Genomic DNA, 19,786 nt, shown 5'->3' on the forward strand with positions numbered 1-19,786 from the left:
TATTTGGTACAAAATAGCCAAGTGTCAGCACGCCTAATAATATCCAAGCTTACACCATCAAAATTTTATAAAAGCTAAATACGGCTTAGTATTGAGACCTTTACATGAATAAACATACAAAAGCTTATTAAAAAATATAATAAAATCAATTAAATAGAAAAATAGACTGGCAAAAAAACTAGTAAAAAAATTACCAAAAAAAAGGATGGCTACATACGCAAAAATAACAAACCCTCCTAATGTTAGCATCATCCTTGCGTAGGCAAGGCATAGCGAATTTTTAGAAATAAGTTTGATAACAGGCGTCAATCCTAGATAACACACTTACCAATAAACCCATAACAACTAGACGAGAAGCAACTTTATGCCACAATCCTTAACACTTACTATCAATCAGCAACAACACACGTTGACGAATCTAGATGTACGTACCACGGTGCTAGATGTCTGTCGCAATCATCTTGGCTTGACAGGCAGCAAAAAAGGCTGTGACCACGGTCAGTGTGGCGCGTGCACCATGCTGATTAACGGTCAGCGGGTCAACAGCTGTCTAACCCTGGCAGTCATGCACGAAGGCGATAGCATCGAAACCATTGAAGGCATTGGCTCACCTGAGGCGCTTGACCCGATTCAACAAGCATTTTTGGAACATGACGCCTTTCAATGTGGTTATTGTACGCCTGGGCAGATTTGCTCGACCAAAGCGATGATTGAAGAACTCCGCCAAAACTGGGCAAGTCATGTGTCGGATGATTTGATGCAGCCTTTATCAAACGATACAGCACAATTTAAACAACAATTAGATAAAGAAATCTCTGAGCGTATGAGTGGCAATATTTGTCGCTGCTCGGCATACCCCAACATCGTGCGAGCTATTAAACAGGTATTACAAGAAACCGATTTTTCGGCAGAGACAGATAAGGTAACTACTCAGACAGCTCAAACAGCAGCTACTCAGGCTACAGGAGTGTCGCTATGAAAACTTTTGATTATCAGCGCGCCAACTCGGTGGATGACGCCATCAAAATAGCCACGTTAACTGAGGGGGATTTAGCTGAGGCGCAGCGCCCGTTTTTTATCGCTGGGGGTACCAATTTACTTGACTTGATGAAACTCGAAATCGAACAGCCAACACAGCTGATTGATATTTCACGTTTGCCGCTTAATACAATTGAAGCCACGCCAGAAGGTGGGTTAAAAATTGGCGCTATGGTCAGTAATAGTGAATTAGCGGCTCACCCTGTTATTCGTCAAGATTATGCAGTGCTTGCCCGTGCCTTGTTGTCGGGTGCATCGCCGCAACTGCGTAATAAAGCCAGTACCGGTGGCAATCTGCTACAGCGTACCCGTTGTTACTATTTTTATCAGCCTGATAGTCCGTGTAATAAGCGTGAGCCTAATTCTGGCTGCGGGGCAAAGGCAGGTCTTCATCAGAACTTAGCAATTTTAGGCACAAGCGAGCAGTGTATTGCCACCCATCCATCGGATATGGCGGTGGCAATGCGATTGCTCGATGCCGTCATTGTTATCCAGCAAGCGGACGGGCAAACCCGCCAAGTGCCTATCGCTGAATTTTATCGCTTACCTGAGCAAACCCCTCATATTGAAACTTGTTTGAATCTAGGTGATTTGATTACCCATATTATTTTACCGCCACCCTTAAAAGGCGTGCATAGCTATGACAAAGTGCGTGACCGTGCGTCGTATGCCTTTGCTTTAGTGTCCGTCGCTGCCGTGATTGAGCATGATAATGATACACTCACCAATGTGCGACTTGCATTTGGCGGTATTGGCAGTCAGCCTTGGCGAAATGACGAAATTGAAAAAATACTGATCGGTAGCACAGGCGATGCCGTGAGTATTGAGCTTGCGGTGGCGACCTTATTCAAAGAAGCAAAAACCGATGAACAAACTGAGTACAAGACCGTGCTAGTACAACGTCTTTTACACCATATTGTGCAGCGGGCGTTACAACAACCCAATCAATCAAGTCCTTTAAGTAGTGGAGTGAGTGCATGAGCCTAACACAAATTTTTGGCGAATCGCCCCTTGAAAAAAAACTGACCATGGACAAGCCTGTCGAGTCACGACTAGATACGACCGATAGCAAACTCGTTGGCAAACCACTGAGCCGTATCGAAGGACACCTAAAAGTCGCAGGCAAAGCCACCTATACTGCTGAGCACCAATTTGACGACTTGTGTCACGGTGTCATGGTCGGCGCTACCATCGGTAAAGGCAAGGTAAAAAAAGTACATAAAGATACCGCCTTACAAGTTGCGGGTGTGATTGGGGTGTTTCATGACCCGCTGTTTTTACGCAACCCGCAACAAGGCGGTGTCAAAATGGCGCCTGTACAAGGGGCAAGCGAAGTTTTTTATCATGGACAGCCGATTGCTTTGGTGGTCGCAGAAACCCTAGAGGCAGCTCAAGAAGGCGCGAAGGCGTTACAAATTGACTATGAAAATGATGAAAAACACGGGCATTTTGACTTTAACAAGCAAAAAAAGCATACCCAGTTTATTGATTGGGTAACCGATAAAAGTGACGACATTGGCAAGCCTGAAAAAACGCTTGAGCAAGCAGAAGTCAAAGTCGATGTGACTTATACCACACCTAGCCAAAGTAACATGCCGATGGAACCGCACAGTTCGTTGGCGCGTTGGTTTGAGGGTAAGCTAACCCTTCATACTTCTAACCAAATGCTTGCCTCTTCCAAAATACAACTTGCCAGAGCCTTAGATATACCGGAAGACGATGTCCGTTTGCTATCGCCCTATGTTGGTGGCGGGTTTGGCTCAAAACTGGGTATTTCGCCAGAGTCAGTGATGGCAGCCATTGCGGCTAAAGACTTAAAACGCCCCGTACTGGTGAACATGACCCGACCGCAAGTCATGGAAACTACCGTGAGACGCACCAACACCGAACAACGAGTAGCATTGGGGGCGGATAAAGATGGCAAAATCCATACCATTATTCATAATAGCATTGTCACCAATTTACCTTCAGAAACGTTTTTTGAGCCAGTGGCGGTCTCTACCCACTTTTTGTATGGCGGTGACAATCGCCAAATCAAATACGAAATGGCGCGCATGAATTTTACCTTAACAGGTTCTATGCGTGCCCCTGGCGAAGCAGTGGGTCAGTTGGCACTCGAATGTGCCATGGACGAACTGGCGCATGCGTTAAAGCTGTGCCCAATCGAACTGCGAAAACGCAATGAACCGAGCGAAGACCCAAGCAAAAAAATTCCCTACAGCACCCGAAAATTGCTGGCGTGTATGGAGCAGGGGGCAAAAGCCTTTGGATGGGATGAACGCCCACAAACGCCCGCAAGTCGCCTTGAAGGCGATTGGCTGATTGGCTATGGGATGGCGTGCGCCGCGCGTAGCAACGAATTAAAACCCTCACAAGCCCGTGTGAGCCTGTTGCCCTCTGACAAACCGCTTGGGGTCATGGCTCGTATCGAAACTGACATGACTGATATCGGTACAGGTAGCTATACTATTTTTGCGCAAGTGGTTGCCGATATGCTGGGCTTACCGATTGACCATGTCGAGGTCAAACTTGGCGATACCGATCTGCCCCCTGCTGCAGGGTCAGGCGGTAGCTGGGGAGCTTCAAGCGCTGGTAGTTCAATTTATCTGGCATGTGAAGCGCTACGAGAAAAGATTGCCCAGAGTGTGGGGCTGCATGCCGATAGCATTGGCTTTAAACAAGGCAATCTATATAGACAATTTGAGCATGACCCTAGCCTAGCTGAAAAAATTGGCGAAAAAATTAACCATACGTTAACCGATACGTTGGATAAACTAGCAGAAAAAACAGGGCTTAATTCTGAGGTCTCTGTAGACTACCAAGATAATGTACTCGATTGGGAACAAGTCGATACCCAGTTATCGCTGAGCAGTTTTTTGCAGCAATATGCCCCTCATGGCTTGGTAGCTAATGGTGAAATCGAACCTGGTAAAACCAAAAAAGAGTACCGCCACGCAGGCTATGGCGCACAGTTCGCTGAAGTCGCGGTACATCGGGTAACCGGTGAAATTCGGGTTCGCCGTATGCAAGGCACATTTGCCGCAGGGCGTATCTTAAACGAAAAAACAGCGCGCTCGCAGTGCTTTGGTGGTATGGTATTTGGTATAGGGGCTGCCTTGATGGAGCAAATTCACCATGACAAACGTGACGGTCGTCTATGTAATCACGATTTAGCCGAATATCAAGTGTGTGTGAATGCCGATGTGCCTGACTTAGAGGTAATAATGTTACCCGAAACTGACCCTTATGCCAATCCGCTCCACAGCAAAGGTATAGGTGAATTGGCGTTATCAGGGGCAGGGGCAGCCATTGCCAATGCGATCTTTAATGCCACAGGCGTTAGAGTACGAGACTACCCCATTACCCTGGATAAACTGCTGTACCAGTTGCCATTACTATAATCGGGTACGCTGTCATTTGCTATGAACCACTTGTTTGATATCTTAGATACCCTTGAGCAGTTACCGCCCAACAGTGAAGCGGTACTAGCCACGGTGGTGAGTGTCGAAGGGTCAGCCTATCGGCAACCTGGTGCTAGAATGTTGATTTTAGCCGATGGTCAATCCATAGGCATGGTGAGTGGCGGTTGTCTTGAAAAGCACTTGGTACAGCGAGCCTTCTGGCTCACGCGAGATGGGGCAACGCTCAAAACCTATCATACCGCAACCGATAGTCAGTTATCACAAGATGGGGTAGCTGATGACAGTGATGAGCAGGAAGGCTTTGGGCTCGGCTGTCAAGGCGTCATTCAAGTATTATTTGAACGTCTGGTTTTGAATGAGCAATCTGTATTATTTGCCTGTTTTCAGCAATTAAAACAGACAAAACAGCCACAAATACTGGCTACAGTTATCACCTCAAACTCAGATGAGTTTGTGGTTGGACAGCATCTGCCTTTGACACAGTTGTCGCAATTGGGTCAACAAGACTGGCAATTGGTTAATCAAAGCGCTGCCAGCCGTAAAAGTCGCTTTATGCTGCATGTTTATCAAAAACAAGCGCAACAACTGAGCATCTTTGTAGAAACGCTACAACCACCGCTACAATTATTAATTTTTGGCGCGGGGCAAGATTGTTTACCTTTGATGACCATGGCAAATTTGCAAGGTTGGCAGGTGACGGTGATTGATAGTCGTTTGGATGTGATTACCCGTTATCGCGGGCAGGCTCACGCCAATTTTGTGCAGATTGCCCTTGAAAAAGCCGAGTCTGTGCAGACTTTTTTTGAGTCACCGCAGCCGACCGCTGTGGTGATAATGACCCATAGTCTGAGTCAAGATAGAGTATGGCTCAGCCAAGCCTTTAAAGCCCAAAACTCGCCTTTTTTTATTGGGCAATTAGGGCCCACATATCGCACTGAGCAGTTGCTTGGTGAGATTGAGGATGGTTATCAACTGGTGAAATCTGCTAATTTGTTCTATCCTGTGGGTTTAGCGCTCGGTGGGGATACGCCCGAAGCGGTGGCTTTATCTATCACTGCCCAAATTCAACAGGTATATCATGACCGTCACGCCTAGCAATTTAACCGTGGTGATTTTGGCGGCAGGATTGAGCCAGCGTCTTGGTTTTGCCAAACAGCTGATTGTAAAAAATCATCAAACCTTGCTGGCTGAAAAAATTCAACTGGCACGCCAATTGCAGCCTTATCAAGTGTTGGTGGTTTTGCCAAAACTTGATAACCCAATATCTAAAGCGTTATACAACGAAGTTGCACCATTTGCCGTCACAGTCGTTGATAATCCAACGCCGCAAACAGGGATGGCGCAATCGATTCAGTATGCAATGAAAACATTACAACAACAGCAATTAAGTGCTACGATGCGGATTTTGTTTTTGACTATTGACCAAGTGGCGGTAACCCTCGATGATTTGAGGCTATTAAGCCAAAACGTTGAAGACCACCAGCTGATTGTGAGTGAGTATGGTAACAACAATCGACCAATTTGGGGGATTCCCGTCAATTTACCTTGGGGTTTTTTGCGAGCATTTGGTCATCAGTTGCAAGGCGATAAAGGTTTTCGGGCGTTATGGCAACATCAAACCGCTATCGTTTCACCCACCGACGGTACGGTTTATCAGCTTTATCCGATACCGCTGCCACATTTAAGCCAAGATATTGATACCTTAAAACAATTTGAGCAGCTAAAAACAGCCTATCACCTTTTGCCGCCGACCCAACATTTTAATTGAGATAATGATGATTTCTGTCAATGAACTAAAACAAGCGATTAATGAGCGCCTAGAGAACTATTTAACGTCGCGTCTGGGCGAAATAAAGACGACAACAGTGGGTTTGTTAGAGGCGCAAAACCACATTTTAGCCCAAGATATTGCCGCATCCTTTGATATTCCCCGCCAAAATCTATCATCCATGGACGGTTTTGCGATTGCTATGAGTAGCTATCTTGACCACGATAGCCAACTTGAAATCATCGGTGAATCGGGGGCAGGTAAACCTTTTAACGGTCGTTTGCGACCCAATCAAGGCGTGCGAATTTTTACCGGCGCGGTGGTGCCAAATGACTGCGACACGGTGGTAATGCAGGAAGACACCAACCTTAGCGACATTCAGCACAGCTTGGATAATAGCCACGCCTATCACATTCGCTTGATCCAAACCGCTAAAGTGGGCGCAAATATTCGCAGCCAAGGCGAGGAAGTGCAAGCAGGCGAAACTGTTTTAACGATTGGTAAACGCCTAAACCCCAGTGATATCAGCTTACTTGCCAATTTAGGCGTGGATAGCGTGCAGGTATTTCAGCCACTCACGGTTGGCATTATTGCCACCGGCGATGAGCTGGTTGAGGTGGGGCAGCCGCTGGCAACGCTCGCCCAAATTTATAATTCCAACACGCCCACGCTAAAAGCGTTATTAAAACAGTTGCCGATTGCGATTCAAGATTATGGCATTGTCCCTGACAACCTTGAGACCACTCGCCGCACTGTTCAGCAAGCGATAGCCGAATGTGATGTGATTATTTCTACTGCGGGTGTATCGGTGGGCGATTATGATTTTTTAACCCAAGTTATTCAGGCGCTTGGCAAAATTCACCATTACAAAGTGGCGATGAAACCAGGTAAACCTTTTATATTTGGGGAATTTGAGCAAGATAAAAAAACGGTCATGTATTTTGGGTTACCCGGCAATCCGCTATCTACCGTGGTGTGCTGCCTTAATTTTGTCCAACCTGCGCTGTGGCAACTATCGGGCGTGATACAATCAGATATCCCAAAACCGCTGCAATTGTTTGCTAAAACCACCCACGACATCAAAAAGCGAGCAGGACGCCAAGATTATCAGCGAGCGGTTTTTTGCCAAAATGAAGACGGCAGTTTTAGCGTCACCCCTTTATCTGCCCAAGACTCCCACCGTGTAAAACAGCTTAGCCACGCCAATTGCTTGCTTGTATTACCCAAAGATAATGCAGGGGTAAAAGCAGGCGAAATAGTGACAGTGCAGCCGTTTAGTTGGAATTTTAGCTGACGATGACTCCGCAACCTTCTTCATTAAATTTGGTGGACAATTTCCATCGCCAGTTAAGCTATTTACGCCTGTCGATTACCGATTTTTGTAACTTTCGCTGTCACTACTGTCTGCCCGATGGCTATACTGCCAACGCGGGTAAACGCCCTGACAACGAGCTTTCTGTATCCGAAATCGATGTTTTAATACAAGCCTTTGCCAAACTAGGTACCACCAAAGTGCGGCTGACGGGGGGTGAGCCATCGATTCGACAAGATTTACCGCGCATCATCGAACTTGCCAAACAGACCCAAGGCATCCAAACAGTGGCGGTTAGCTCCAATGGCTATCGCCTTGCCAAGCATTTATCCGATTGGCAAACGGCAGGGCTAAATCAGCTTAACATCAGTATCGACAGCTTTGACCCCACCATTTTTAAACAAATCACCGGCTTTGATATATTGCCAACGCTGTTACAAGACATCGATACATTGCTAGCAACCACCGATATTAAGCTAAAACTCAACGGTATTTTGATGGCAGACACCGCTTTTGATAACTTGCAATCCGTGTTAAGTTTTGTCAAAAATCGCCCTGTCACTTACCGTTTTATTGAGTTTATGCAAACCTCGGATAATAAAGCTTTGTTTTTTGCCCAACATAGCAGTGGTCAGCGTATCAAAGATTTTTTGCTAGAAAATGGTTGGCAATCCCAACGCCGAGCAAGCGATGCAGGCCCTGCGATTGAATATCGCCATGCCGATTATGTCGGTGGCATTGGGCTGATTGAGCCTTACGCCCCGCAGTTCTGCGACAGTTGCAATCGCCTGAGAGTGAGTAGCCAAGGCAAAGTACATTTGTGTTTGTTTGATAATGGCAGTTATGATGTGCGAGCGTTTTTGGCAAATGGCGATGTCGATGGATTGGTTCATGCCTTGCAAAGCTTAATGCCGATTAAGCCCGAGCATCATTTACTTAAGCAAAACGACAGTGGTATCATGGCGAATTTGTCGATGATTGGCGGCTAATCGATGACGAGTGATTTTTAAAATATAAAATAGGCAAATTTAAGAAAAATTGACTCATTCAAGCGCCGCTTGATAAGCGTATATGTTGATGTAATTTTGTGCCACATTTGAGGGGTGAAAATCCAAAACATGACAACACAATTAACTCCCTTAGACCTGACACATTTAGACGCACACGGCGATATCGCCATGGTCGATGTGTCGGGCAAAGCGATAACCCAACGCACCGCCACCGCCGTAGGGCAAGTCATTTTCCCTAGCTACAGTTACCAAGTGATAAAATCCGCCGATGGTATCACCAAAAAAGGTTCAATCACCCAGACCGCGCATATCGCAGGGATCATGGCAAGCAAACGCACCCACGAGCTGATTCCGCTTTGCCACCAGCTGCCACTCGATGGGGTAAAAATCGGCTTTGAGTATGATGATAACAACTGCTCAATCCACGTCACTGCCACTGTCAAAGTCACCCACAAAACAGGCGTGGAAATGGAAGCCTTAACCGCTGTGTCGGTGGCTTGCCTAACGATTTACGACATGACCAAAGCATTATCTCACGACATCACCATCAGCGATATCAAGCTACTCACCAAAACAGGGGGCAAATCCGACTATGCCAACACCTAGCGCGTCTGAGAAAAATTTAGCCATCTTATACTTTGCAAGCCTTGCTGAACAAGCAGGGAAAGACGAAGAAACGATCCGCTTTGACGGTGATAACTTGACCGAGCTTTACCAAACGTTAAGCGCACACTACGGGTTTAAACTCGCCCAAACCAAACTTGCTGTGGCAATCAATCACCATATTACCAACTGGCAAACGCCGCTTCAAGATGGTGATATCGTCGCCTTTATTCCGCCTGTAGCAGGTGGTTGAATATCACGTACGCCCTTTAAACAATATAGAGAAAACCATGAATGCATTGCATAAAGGCTCAGCCACCATTAGCATCAGTGAAGACCAAGCCTACCACACCGTGATTACTAGCGGCTTTGCATTGACTGACCGAGCCATTGACGACAGACGGCTTAAACACGCTTTAATGAGCGATACTTGCGGGGCGTTAGCGACATTTGAAGGCTGGGTACGTAATCATAATAATGCTCGCCCTGTTAGCAAACTCACTTACTACGGCTACGATCAGCTAGCACTCAATCAAGGCAAAAAACTGATTGAACAAGCCAAAGCCCAGTTTGACATCGAAAACGCCATTGCCATCCACCGTATTGGCGACCTTGCGATTGGTGAGATGGCGGTGTGGATTGGGGTAGTGGCTGCCCACCGTTATCCTGCATTTGATGCGTGTCGTTGGCTACTAGATGCGATTAAAGCAGATATTCCTGTGTGGAAACAAGAATTTTATGCCGACAGCACTGAGAGTCTGTGGCTTTCTAATAATGGTTAATACTCTAATAATGGTTAACAAGCAATGACAACTACCCTATTAAGCGTGCTGTTTTTTATTTCTGCCTTGCTCTATTCATCAGTCGGGCATGGGGGCGCATCGGGCTATCTAGCGATGATGGGATTAGTCGGCGTTGCGCCAAGTATGATGAAACCTACTGCGCTATGTCTTAATATTTTGGTGTCCATCATTGCGTTTTGGCGATTTTATTCTGCAAAAAACTTTTCTTGGCAAATTTTTATTCCCCTTGCTATTGCCGCGGTACCGATGGCGTTTATCGGGGGAATGACCCATTTACCCAGTCATTTATATAAGCCGATTGTTGGGACGGTACTGATTTTTTCGGCTATTTATTCATTTATCTTTGCCAAAAAACTCACCAGCGAGCAACCATTAAAACAGGTGTCAAAATGGCTTTTGGCAATCGTGGGGGCGGTTTTAGGGTTGCTTTCGGGATTGACGGGGGTGGGTGGTGGTGTGTTTTTAAGTCCAATTCTATTGTTTAACCGTTGGGCAAGCCCTAAAGTTGTCGCAGGCGTAGCGTCGGGGTTTATTTTGGTGAATTCAATTTCAGGCTTGTTTGGTGTGTTATCGACAGGGGCAAAACTGCCAAATCAACTACCAATCTGGCTTGTGGCGGTGTGTGTAGGGGGTTTTATTGGCGCAACTTATGGTAGCAAACGCCTTGCCGACCCCATGCTCAATAAATTATTATCTCTGGTATTAGTCATTGCAGGGCTGAAAATGCTGGCAAATTTTTAATGCTTAGGTAGATACCAACCGCTGCCTCTAGTACCAACCTAAAAAATGTGATGAATTGCAACATCTAATCATTTCAAAGCTTAAGCTATAAAAAAAACCCATTGCAGGCGAACATTTATAAATAACAACAGAAAACATAAAATTACTTTAGATTGCTAAAACCCTTGATACAAGCCTATTTCATGCTATTATACTAACTATAGTTATGCAAAGTTATTTATTGTTAGCATCAAAAAATGGCTACCAAAATGGCTACCAAAAATTATAGGTTAAATTGGGTATCAAGGGTTAAATTATGGCTAAAGTATCAATTGCAAATGTTAGTCAGATAGAACGGCATATCAAAGAAAGTATTGCTACTAATCAAGAGTTAATCTTACCGATTGCAGGTTTTAAGGGTTTAGAGATTAGAATAAGACCCTCACAGAAAACCGATAAAGCAACCACAGATTTTAGACACCGTTACACGCACCCTATCACAGGCAAACGCCCTTATTTATCATTAGGCAATTATCCAGCCTTCTCACTTGCCCAAGCCAAACAAGCCTATACCGATAATCTAGTGTTATTAGAGCAGGGCATTGACCCTAAAGAACATAGAGAGCAGGAACGAGAGCAAAAAGCCCATTCATTAGATAGTACATTCAAAGCAGTAGCAGATGATTGGTTGGCAGAGCAAACTAATAACCCCGACCACGTTTTAGCAGAGCAAACTTTGAAAAATTGGGGATTTTTACTTGAGCCTTTACTAAATGAATTTGCAGAAACGCCAATAGATACTATTACCACTCCTCAAGTATTAAGGCTATTCAAACAGGTACAAAAAACGCATATCCAAAAGGGCAACCGAGTAAAAGGCATTGCAAGCCGAATTTTTGCCCATGCGGTAATTAATGGATTGATAGAACACAATCCAGTTACTGCAGTAAAAGAGGCTAGAGCCTTAAAACCAACCCGCCAAAAACATCACCCCGCTATTATTGAGCCTCAAGAATTAGCCTTGTTATTGAATGAGATTGATAGCTTACCTAGTGGGAGTGGCAACTTTAACAAAGAGATTCTACAGTTATTAGCCCTGACCTTTGCCCGAATTGGTGATATTTGTACTATGAAATGGGCAGAGATAGATATGAGCGCAAAGCAATGGGAATTTGAGCCACAAAAAGGCGTTAATCGTAATGATATGGTAGATAGCTTAGTGATTCCACTAGCACCGCAAACAATCGCTATATTAGAGCGTATGCGAGAAATAACAGGCAGTATGGAATACGTTTTTTACAATGGCAGACGAAAAGCCAAACCTTATGCAGATGGGCAACAGGTTAATAAATTGCTCAATAGTCAGTCTATGAACAAGGCAAAGATTGGCAAAGATTTTTGCAATAGGGGTTATTTTGGTGTACATAGCCCGCATGGATTTAGAGCAACAGCTAGAACCATATTAGAGGAACGCCTTAATTATGATTATCGCCTTATCGAGATGCAGTTAGGACACAATGTAAGAGATAGTAACGGCAGGGCATACAACCGCGTTAAGTGGCTTGATAAACGCCATAAAATGATGACAGATTGGGCTAGTTATTTAGACAAGCTGAAAGCGGGCAAGGTGGATAATGTTATTTACTTTGATAAGGTCAAAGACAAATTGCAGGCAAATGAAAAATAACCATTAAGGAAAATTGCTAAAGTTGCTAAAGTTAGCCCAAACCTAGACAGAGCAAGGACTAGAGATTAGCAAGCAGTTGCTAAAGCATTGCTAAAGTTGCTAAAGAACTGCTAAAGATAAAAAATTGATGTAATAACAGTTTTGCAAGGCTAGGAAGTCATGAGCCGAAAGGCGGGAATAATCGCACCAAGCCCGCCACCGCCTTGCACCCTCTTTGAATTGGTGCGTATGGTGCGAGTGATGGAACTTATTAAGGAATATTTATCCATAGATGAAACGATATCTTATTTAAAAGGTAATGGGGTTATACAAGCTGATTTTGACTTTTTGCAAGATTTAGAGCGTGAGAGAAAATTAACACCTTTAATTTACTTACAAACAAATTTTTTAACAAACGAAAATTTATTTCTTAGTAATGGCAAACCCAAATATTACCGATTAACAGGATATTTTAAACCTACAGATTTCATCTTATTAGATTGTTATGGTTATGATGAAAGATATTGTGAAAATCGCTTATTCTTATACGGTATGGGTGGAAGTTTTAAAGTTGAAAAAATAATATTTTCAGATACAACGGATTATTTGATGGATAAAACAGGTCAATTATGCGGATTTAGTCGAGATGAAAAAGCCCCTGATTTTTTTGTGAGCATATATGAGTTTGATTTAAACTGTATTAGGTTTAAAAAGACGGATTTAGAAAATTTATTTTACCTACAATCTCAAACTGATAACAATGAAATACTGGAAACTCTAAAAAAGCAAGATAGGCATATAAAAGCATTAATTGATAAAGGCGAAGATTATGATTTACTAGTAGGCAGATTAGAAAGCCTAACCCAACAGCTACAACAGCTAAAGGCAGAAAATAAGAAACTTCAAGAACAGCTTGAGCAACAGGCAACCCAGCCAAGCGACACGGCAGCAGATGATGAAATTTTAAATTATGATGAAGTCAAAGCAATACAAGCAATCAAAAATGAATTTTGGTTAGATTATGACCCGAAAAATAAGCCAGTTTTAAAACTTGTCGTAACAGAATGGATAACCCAAAATTATCCATCAATTAACCCTAGTATGGCGTCATGGTTAGATAAAATAGTACGTCAAAAATATATAAAATAAACTTTTTGCGTTACGCTTTAAGCCCTTATTAATTAAGGGCTTTTTTATTGTTTCAGCTACCGTAATGCCTTTGTCGTTACGCATTATGATATTTTCGTAACGGTATATAAGCCTATTTAATACGCATTAACGAACTTTACGTTACTTTCATAACTAAGGAGTTAATGCAAATGTCATTAAACAACACACCACCCACCACCAGTGACAAACTTGTCACCTTTACCGATTTAGCGAATGACCCCGCAGGCATTACCCCACGCCTGACCCTTGCCCGCCTCACAAATAAGCACCCCATCACAATCACAAGATGGGTGAGAAAGGGCTTATTGCCTAAACCCTTGACTATCAACAAAACCCAGTATTTTAGAAATTCTGACATATTGGCGTTTATCAACAGTCAATCAGAATAAGGGGCAGGCATGAACAACAAGCAATCAAACCAAATTACCCACGCTGATGCAGTCATGGCAGAACTAGCCAAAGGCAGACATATAAGCTATCGAGAAATGATTATCGAGTTAGGTATCAATCACCCTAAAGATATCATTTTGAAATTACGCAAAGCAGGGCAACCCATTGAGCGTTACCGAGTTAATCACGCCAACGGCAAACACCACTACAATTTTTATTTAGCATAGGAAAAACTGTATGAATGAGCCAATAAACCCAGCGTTTTTCACTGAATTTGATAAGTATAAAAGTATCGTAGAAAAGCATGGCGAGGACAGCGACCAAGCCATTAAACAGTTTATGAAAGTATTTGAGATATCACCCGAGTATATCAAGCAAGAAGCCCACGCAAAGGCTAAAGAATTGGACTTGATACCACCCACAAGCGGTTACAGTGATGATGGTGAACCGCTTTATAGTGTCGCTGATGTTGCTAATCATTTTGGGGTAAGTGAAAGCGAAGTTATCGCCCATTTAGATAAGTTAGAACATGGCAGCGATTACATTTATCACGGCAATATTAACCGCATACAGTGAGCCAAGCTATGAAACAACATAACGATAACCAAAACGATTTTTATGCCATTTTTGCAGATGGTGAATTAATCGTTAGCAAAGAATTAGGGTTTTTGCATACGTTAGATTTTGCAGAAAACGCAGCCGAACTACTTAGAGCCGTTAACCCTAATAAATTCATTCTAATTCAACGAGCCATTATTGCGGGTGATACCGTAACAGGCTATGAAAACGTGATGTAAGGGGCTTTACTATGAACCAGTATAAAGACACTACCCACAAACCAAACACGCTAAAAACGCAAAATAAACGGCATAGCGAGCGTTTTATAAATGCTTTATTAGATTGTTTGTTAGTGGCGGGCATGATGTTGTTTTCATTGTTGGTAGTAACAAGTTATCAACCAGCATAAAGAAAGGCTTGCCAAGTTATTACACCTCACAAGCCAAAATCACCCATTTAAAAGAGTATCTTATCATGAAAAATCAAAACAATACCCAAGCCGACCTACAAAATCAGATTGATAGCTTAAACGGTGATATTTACGACAATCTAACCTTGCATAGTAGCCATTTAGAAATGCTATTCAAAATGGTAAGAACTGCTATTGATGATTTAACCAACGATAACGCACCCCATCACGCCATTTCACAGGCTAAACAATCGTTACTCATTGCCCAATACTTAATTGATGAATTTGATTATTGTATTCAAAGCATGATTGAAGCCCACCCATTGTATAAAGCGGAGGGCAAAGTTTGAATAAAACCAACGATAACAGCAGTAAAAATAAGGCGCGTCATGCGCTTTATTTGCTTAAGTGGTGCAGATATGTACCAGCCACGACACAGAACGCTCACAGCGCAAAATTAAAGCCATTAGCAAGGGGATTTTATGAGTATTGAAACATCAACCGCACTACAAAACGAAAAAGCCCAAACCGAGCAGGAAATGGGCTTTTTTGAGTTTTTAGCCAGTGACTTGCTGACTAAGAACGTATTTGACAATGAGCAACTAGCAAACAATCAAACAGCCGATATTTTAACCGAATTTTTTAAACCTGAACAGTTAAGCCTAGTAACGGATAATTTAACGATTGGGGATAGTGACAAAGCAACTGCAGGCGAGTTGGCAATAAGGTTATATGATAGTAATTTCGAGCCTTCAAACCTTGCTATCATGCCAGCAGATGGCAAACCCTACCTAACAGAGCAATATAAACATGATGCCTTTATTATTGGTGACGGTAGCGAATTTATCGCAGTAAATAAATTTAATGATGCTTTGCGCTTAAAAGCCGTTTTAGGGCTTGATTCAGACAATTACACCATACTTGCAACCCTTGACGATTGGCAATTTGAACGCATGGCAAAAGCCCACGCCAAGCAAAGAACATTAACCATATTTTGCACCTATACCGAACGGCAAAAGTATAGTGATATGTTTAATGACTATCATGTTAGATTGATTGTGACCATTGAGCCTATCACCGATATGCTACTTGATTATAGGCTAGATGAGATTATCAGCGATAAGCCAAACGATACAAAGATATACCAGCTAGGGGCAATCGAATGGGCAAAGCCTGAAACGATTAGCACCGCACCCGCTACCCCTTATCCTATCCACGCATGGCAAGGCGTTTTAAGAGATGCAGTAGAGGCTATTGCTTATCATGCGCAGGTACCGCAGGCAATCGCAGGACAAGTAATTTTAGGCGCATTATCGACCATATTACAGGGTAGCATAAACGCCCCTTATGCTGATGGCGTTAAATTCATGCCAGTGGCTTTATTTCTACTTAGTATTTATCCAAGTGGCGAAGGCAAAACATTAGCTAACTCAATCGCCTATCAACAAATTGATTTTTACCAAGATGAGTTAGACAGACAATTTACCCAACTTAAACATGAATGGCAATTAGCCAAAGCCAGCGTAAAGCGAAGTGAACTAGAAACCTTTTTATTAGAAAATCCACCACCAACCGAAAAAACGCTATATATGAGCAGTGGAACACTGCAAGGCATTTTAGACAGAATGTTAATGAACAACCTTAAAAATATTACATGGGTAACGGCAGATTGTGGGCAATTTTTTGGCGGGCATAGTATGAAAGCCGATAATATGCTTTTTGTTATTTCATGCCTTAGCGATATATGGAGTAAAGGCGTTTTTGACCGCATATTATCGCCAAGAGCCAAGAATGCTATTGAGCAGACACGAACCAAAGGCGTTAGATTCACCGTAGATTTAGCAGGGCAAGATGAAGTAATAAGACCCGCTTTAAATGATGCTACTATGAACGGACAAGGATTTTTACCACGCTTTTTATTTACCGCGCCTGATGTGATAAATAGAGTATATAACACGCCTGAACGTATGAATAATTATTCAGATAGTGACCCTAGATTATTGAAATTTTGGGATAGATGCAGGGATTTACTTGACCCCTTGCCAAACCCTGAAAACCAACAGCCAAGCGACAATAACGCACCGCATGAGCGTATTAATATAAATTTTGCAGACCAACAAGCCCGCCAAGCCTTAGCCGATTATCAACAGTATGCTCAAGATAGAAAAGCTAAGGGCAGAGAATTGGAACATTACCCAGCGTATGCCAACCGATTAGCCGAAAATGCGAGCCGTATCGCCTCATTGATGGCATTTTTTGAAGGCAGAACCTTATTAAATGCTGATGATATCCAAAGGGCTAGTATGCTCACTGAATATTCAATTCATGAACGTATGCGATACACCGATACACCGCAGGCAAGTATGAATGACAGTGATAAGCTATTGAATTGGTTAATTGAGCAGACAAGCAACAAGCAACCGCCACTAATTAATGAAGGACTAATAGGACAATACGCACCGAATGCCCTAAGAAGGCAAAAGGATAGCCTACTTGATGACTTAGAAAGCATAGGACTAGTGATGCGAAAAAAACAGGGCAAGCAAAAACTTGTTTATATCAATGAATACTTATTCAAATAGTGCAAAATTGCCAAGCTATGCCTCTGTGATGCAGAGGCTTTTTTACTTTAGCAGGTTTAGCAACTTTAGCAGAACTTTAGCAGGTAGTTGCTAAGTCACAAACTAGACAGGGCAAGGGATAGAGCTAACTTTAGCAACTTTAGCAGGTTTATATATAGTGATTTTGATTAATTCAATTATGCAAAAATATATCATCAAATTAGCTAACATGAGAATATTTTAAGAAACACAAATTAACATAACTGTAACTTTGTTTGATTTATAGTTAGAATTTTACAAACAAAGGAGTGGTTATGAGAAAACTATTGTTAGGTTGCGTGTTGGCTTTGGTTGCGGTTAGTGCGAGTGCTGAAAATGGCAAAATAAGTAATGAAATAATGACAACACCAAATATAGGTGAAATTAATACAAGTAGCATTGGGGATAGCATACTTGAACAAATGCCAGCTACAAAAGCAGAAGCTATTTACTTTAGTGAGCCACAGAGTATTAATAAGACTACTATAACAAGGGGTTTTTATAGAAAGTCTATTGATAGTGGTGATTACGTCCAGTATGACAGTTATAGAGCACCAAACGGAGGGCAAATAGGCTCGCTTGGGTCGTTACCTTGGTTTTTTGTTAGAAAATCTGATAACTTTGTCTGTCTAAGCTCAGAGTGGAAAGTAAAACCTAATGAAAAAACATGTACGCCTTTAAAATTTGAAGCTAAGGATTGGGTGTATCCAGCGAGAGATGCCATTGAGCAACGCTTAATATATAATGGCAAATCTGGAAGTAAAATAAAAATTGGCTATCGTGAGTTCATTAACGGCATGGCTAGACCGTCATTTAGCAATGATATTGAGTATGATTTATCTGATTCTAAACAAATTGGATATAAAGGCGCGTTGATTGAGGTTACTGATGCTAACAATCAAGATATTAAATATAAGGTTTTGAAGGGCTTTAAATAATAAATTACGCCACAAGAAAACCCACTCAAATAGTGGGTTTTTAATTTCTAAGCACTTAAAAGGAAAGTATTATTAAAGTAGTGATTTTTAGTAACGCCCTTTTCTTTGGTCACCACTTAAAAGCCAGTATTATCAAGGGTTTAAGCCTAAAAACACCCCAAAAAAGGCTAATATTGGTCAACACCTCATTAAGCACACCACCACGCCCACCGATTGCCACATATCGCTATATTAAGCCATTGGACAGGCAAACCTACCACCGACACCACAGGAAAGCTAGAGAAACCGCCCACGCCAAAAATGGCGAAAGGATATTTTGCCTTTCGTTATCAACCATAGGCGCATAGGTAGTTTTTCATAAATTTGTGAAAAACCTAAATATAGGACTATCGAAAATTCGACATTCATAGAGGCATAGTCATTTTCACCATACCCAAAACTGAACACTACCGCCAACAGCAAGCCAGCAATAACAAGCCATTGGCAAAAAGTGAACAGCGAATTGAACGCTTAACCGCTTTATATTTAACTTAAAAGCGGAGCAGTTAGACAAACTCAAATATAGGATATTCAAAGCGTTATGATGTTTCACAGGTAAAGTGGAGCAGTTAACGGAGTAGGCAAAAACCGAACACCCAGCAACACGCCAAACCGCTAATTATGGGGTATTGGTGAGAACCGAACACCAAACCGAACAGCAAAGCCGAACGATAGGCGGGCATGATTGATTTTATTTATTGTAATTGGTTCACATTAGATAGGTTCACACTATAACCCCATTGTTAGGCATGACCCAAAACGCAACACCTAGCTAAACATAATGCCAGTCATATCAAGCTTTGAGAATAGAAAGCAACACTAAACGCAACAGCAAAAAGCAACAAGTAATTACCACCCAAAGATTTTTTAGGAATCACTAGCCTAGTGAAACTTAGTTTTCTGCACAGTACGAGCAAGGACTTTTTAGGCACGTTAGGCGGGCATGATTTTTCGGAAGTCAAAAACAGGTGAAAACGCTTGTAAAACAGCCATGCAAGCATAATACACAACCACAGGCGATTATAGAACCAAGCCCGCCTATATTGAGATGATAATGGCTAGATTATGGCAAGGTTTTCTTGGAATCAGTAACGGTAAGATTACGGTAAGGAATTGGACAAGGATAGCTATGGCAATACCATGATTTAACTTTACTTAGCTTTACTGAATACAAAATCTAAAAATGCGCCTAACCCTTGCCAGTCATTGAATAAGACCATTTTTGCATTGGTAGGTTGTAAAGAAAAAAGAAGTTTTCGGACAACTTAGAAAGTAGTTTTTGAGCACGTTAGAAAATGACTTTTGCGATAAGTGAATCCTACTTTTTACACACGTTAGGC

At 42.5% G+C, this 19,786-nt stretch carries 20 protein-coding genes; all 20 read left to right on the forward strand.

Features of this window, described 5'->3' with window-relative positions; genetic code table 11:
- Window positions 1-364 precede the first annotated feature (364 nt).
- The 20 genes from H9W84_RS01025 (at window position 365) to H9W84_RS01120 (ending at window position 18,407) form a co-directional block, all read left to right on the forward strand.
- On the forward strand, window positions 365-979 hold the full coding sequence (locus tag H9W84_RS01025) for a 2Fe-2S iron-sulfur cluster-binding protein (RefSeq protein ID WP_099807437.1): 615 nt from the start codon (window positions 365-367) through the stop codon (window positions 977-979).
- Window positions 976-2,019 carry an FAD binding domain-containing protein gene (locus H9W84_RS01030; RefSeq protein ID WP_239741327.1) on the forward strand — a complete coding sequence of 348 codons (1,044 nt, stop codon included), beginning with the start codon at window positions 976-978 and terminating at the stop codon, window positions 2,017-2,019. Before H9W84_RS01025 ends, H9W84_RS01030 begins: the two co-directional genes overlap by 4 nt.
- Entirely contained in the window at window positions 2,016-4,439 is a 2,424-nt protein-coding gene (locus H9W84_RS01035) for a xanthine dehydrogenase family protein molybdopterin-binding subunit (RefSeq protein ID WP_239741329.1), read from the forward strand. Before H9W84_RS01030 ends, H9W84_RS01035 begins: the two co-directional genes overlap by 4 nt.
- A 21-nt stretch (window positions 4,440-4,460) precedes the next feature.
- A complete protein-coding gene (locus H9W84_RS01040) occupies window positions 4,461-5,555 on the forward strand; it encodes an XdhC family protein (RefSeq protein ID WP_239741331.1) in 1,095 nt (364 codons plus the stop codon).
- Window positions 5,539-6,228 (forward strand): nucleotidyltransferase family protein, encoded by a 690-nt coding sequence (locus H9W84_RS01045; protein WP_239741334.1) that lies wholly within the window; start codon window positions 5,539-5,541, stop codon window positions 6,226-6,228. Before H9W84_RS01040 ends, H9W84_RS01045 begins: the two co-directional genes overlap by 17 nt.
- A gap of 7 nt (window positions 6,229-6,235) precedes the next feature.
- Complete coding sequence (locus tag H9W84_RS01050) at window positions 6,236-7,522, forward strand: molybdopterin molybdotransferase MoeA (protein WP_239743580.1); 1,287 nt, start codon at window positions 6,236-6,238, stop codon at window positions 7,520-7,522.
- Window positions 7,523-7,524: 2 nt separating this feature from the next.
- A complete protein-coding gene (moaA, locus tag H9W84_RS01055) occupies window positions 7,525-8,529 on the forward strand; it encodes a GTP 3',8-cyclase MoaA (protein ID WP_239741336.1) in 1,005 nt (334 codons plus the stop codon).
- Between the two features lie 129 nt (window positions 8,530-8,658).
- Complete coding sequence (moaC, locus tag H9W84_RS01060; protein ID WP_095356491.1) at window positions 8,659-9,156, forward strand: cyclic pyranopterin monophosphate synthase MoaC; 498 nt, start codon at window positions 8,659-8,661, stop codon at window positions 9,154-9,156.
- On the forward strand, window positions 9,143-9,406 hold the full coding sequence (gene moaD, locus H9W84_RS01065) for a molybdopterin converting factor subunit 1 (protein WP_050325208.1): 264 nt from the start codon (window positions 9,143-9,145) through the stop codon (window positions 9,404-9,406). Before moaC ends, moaD begins: the two co-directional genes overlap by 14 nt.
- Before the next feature lie 37 nt (window positions 9,407-9,443).
- Window positions 9,444-9,935: a molybdenum cofactor biosynthesis protein MoaE gene (locus H9W84_RS01070; RefSeq protein ID WP_239741338.1), complete on the forward strand. Its 492-nt coding sequence runs from the start codon at window positions 9,444-9,446 to the stop codon at window positions 9,933-9,935.
- Between the two features lie 24 nt (window positions 9,936-9,959).
- Window positions 9,960-10,697: a sulfite exporter TauE/SafE family protein gene (locus H9W84_RS01075; protein ID WP_096488345.1), complete on the forward strand. Its 738-nt coding sequence runs from the start codon at window positions 9,960-9,962 to the stop codon at window positions 10,695-10,697.
- A 295-nt stretch (window positions 10,698-10,992) separates the two neighbouring features.
- Window positions 10,993-12,363, forward strand: coding sequence for a tyrosine-type recombinase/integrase (locus H9W84_RS01080; RefSeq protein ID WP_239741340.1), 1,371 nt, complete (start codon window positions 10,993-10,995; stop codon window positions 12,361-12,363).
- Between the two features lie 159 nt (window positions 12,364-12,522).
- Entirely contained in the window at window positions 12,523-13,491 is a 969-nt protein-coding gene (locus H9W84_RS01085) for a cell division protein ZapB (protein WP_239741343.1), read from the forward strand.
- 170 nt (window positions 13,492-13,661) lie between these two features.
- Window positions 13,662-13,901: a helix-turn-helix transcriptional regulator gene (locus H9W84_RS01090; RefSeq protein ID WP_239741345.1), complete on the forward strand. Its 240-nt coding sequence runs from the start codon at window positions 13,662-13,664 to the stop codon at window positions 13,899-13,901.
- A gap of 9 nt (window positions 13,902-13,910) precedes the next feature.
- On the forward strand, window positions 13,911-14,129 hold the full coding sequence (locus H9W84_RS01095) for a helix-turn-helix domain-containing protein (RefSeq protein ID WP_138017888.1): 219 nt from the start codon (window positions 13,911-13,913) through the stop codon (window positions 14,127-14,129).
- A 10-nt stretch (window positions 14,130-14,139) separates the two neighbouring features.
- Complete coding sequence (locus H9W84_RS01100) at window positions 14,140-14,478, forward strand: hypothetical protein (RefSeq protein WP_239741347.1); 339 nt, start codon at window positions 14,140-14,142, stop codon at window positions 14,476-14,478.
- 8 nt (window positions 14,479-14,486) lie between these two features.
- Window positions 14,487-14,699: a hypothetical protein gene (locus H9W84_RS01105; protein WP_239741350.1), complete on the forward strand. Its 213-nt coding sequence runs from the start codon at window positions 14,487-14,489 to the stop codon at window positions 14,697-14,699.
- Between the two features lie 235 nt (window positions 14,700-14,934).
- Window positions 14,935-15,219: a hypothetical protein gene (locus tag H9W84_RS01110; RefSeq protein ID WP_239741352.1), complete on the forward strand. Its 285-nt coding sequence runs from the start codon at window positions 14,935-14,937 to the stop codon at window positions 15,217-15,219.
- A gap of 132 nt (window positions 15,220-15,351) precedes the next feature.
- A complete protein-coding gene (locus tag H9W84_RS01115; RefSeq protein WP_239741354.1) occupies window positions 15,352-17,451 on the forward strand; it encodes a DUF3987 domain-containing protein in 2,100 nt (699 codons plus the stop codon).
- A gap of 293 nt (window positions 17,452-17,744) precedes the next feature.
- Window positions 17,745-18,407 carry a hypothetical protein gene (locus H9W84_RS01120; protein ID WP_239741356.1) on the forward strand — a complete coding sequence of 221 codons (663 nt, stop codon included), beginning with the start codon at window positions 17,745-17,747 and terminating at the stop codon, window positions 18,405-18,407.
- The last annotated feature ends 1,379 nt before the right edge of the window (window positions 18,408-19,786 follow it).

Origin of the sequence: Moraxella tetraodonis (assembly GCF_022359095.1) — a bacterium.
Lineage (GTDB): Bacteria > Pseudomonadota > Gammaproteobacteria > Pseudomonadales > Moraxellaceae > Faucicola > Faucicola tetraodonis.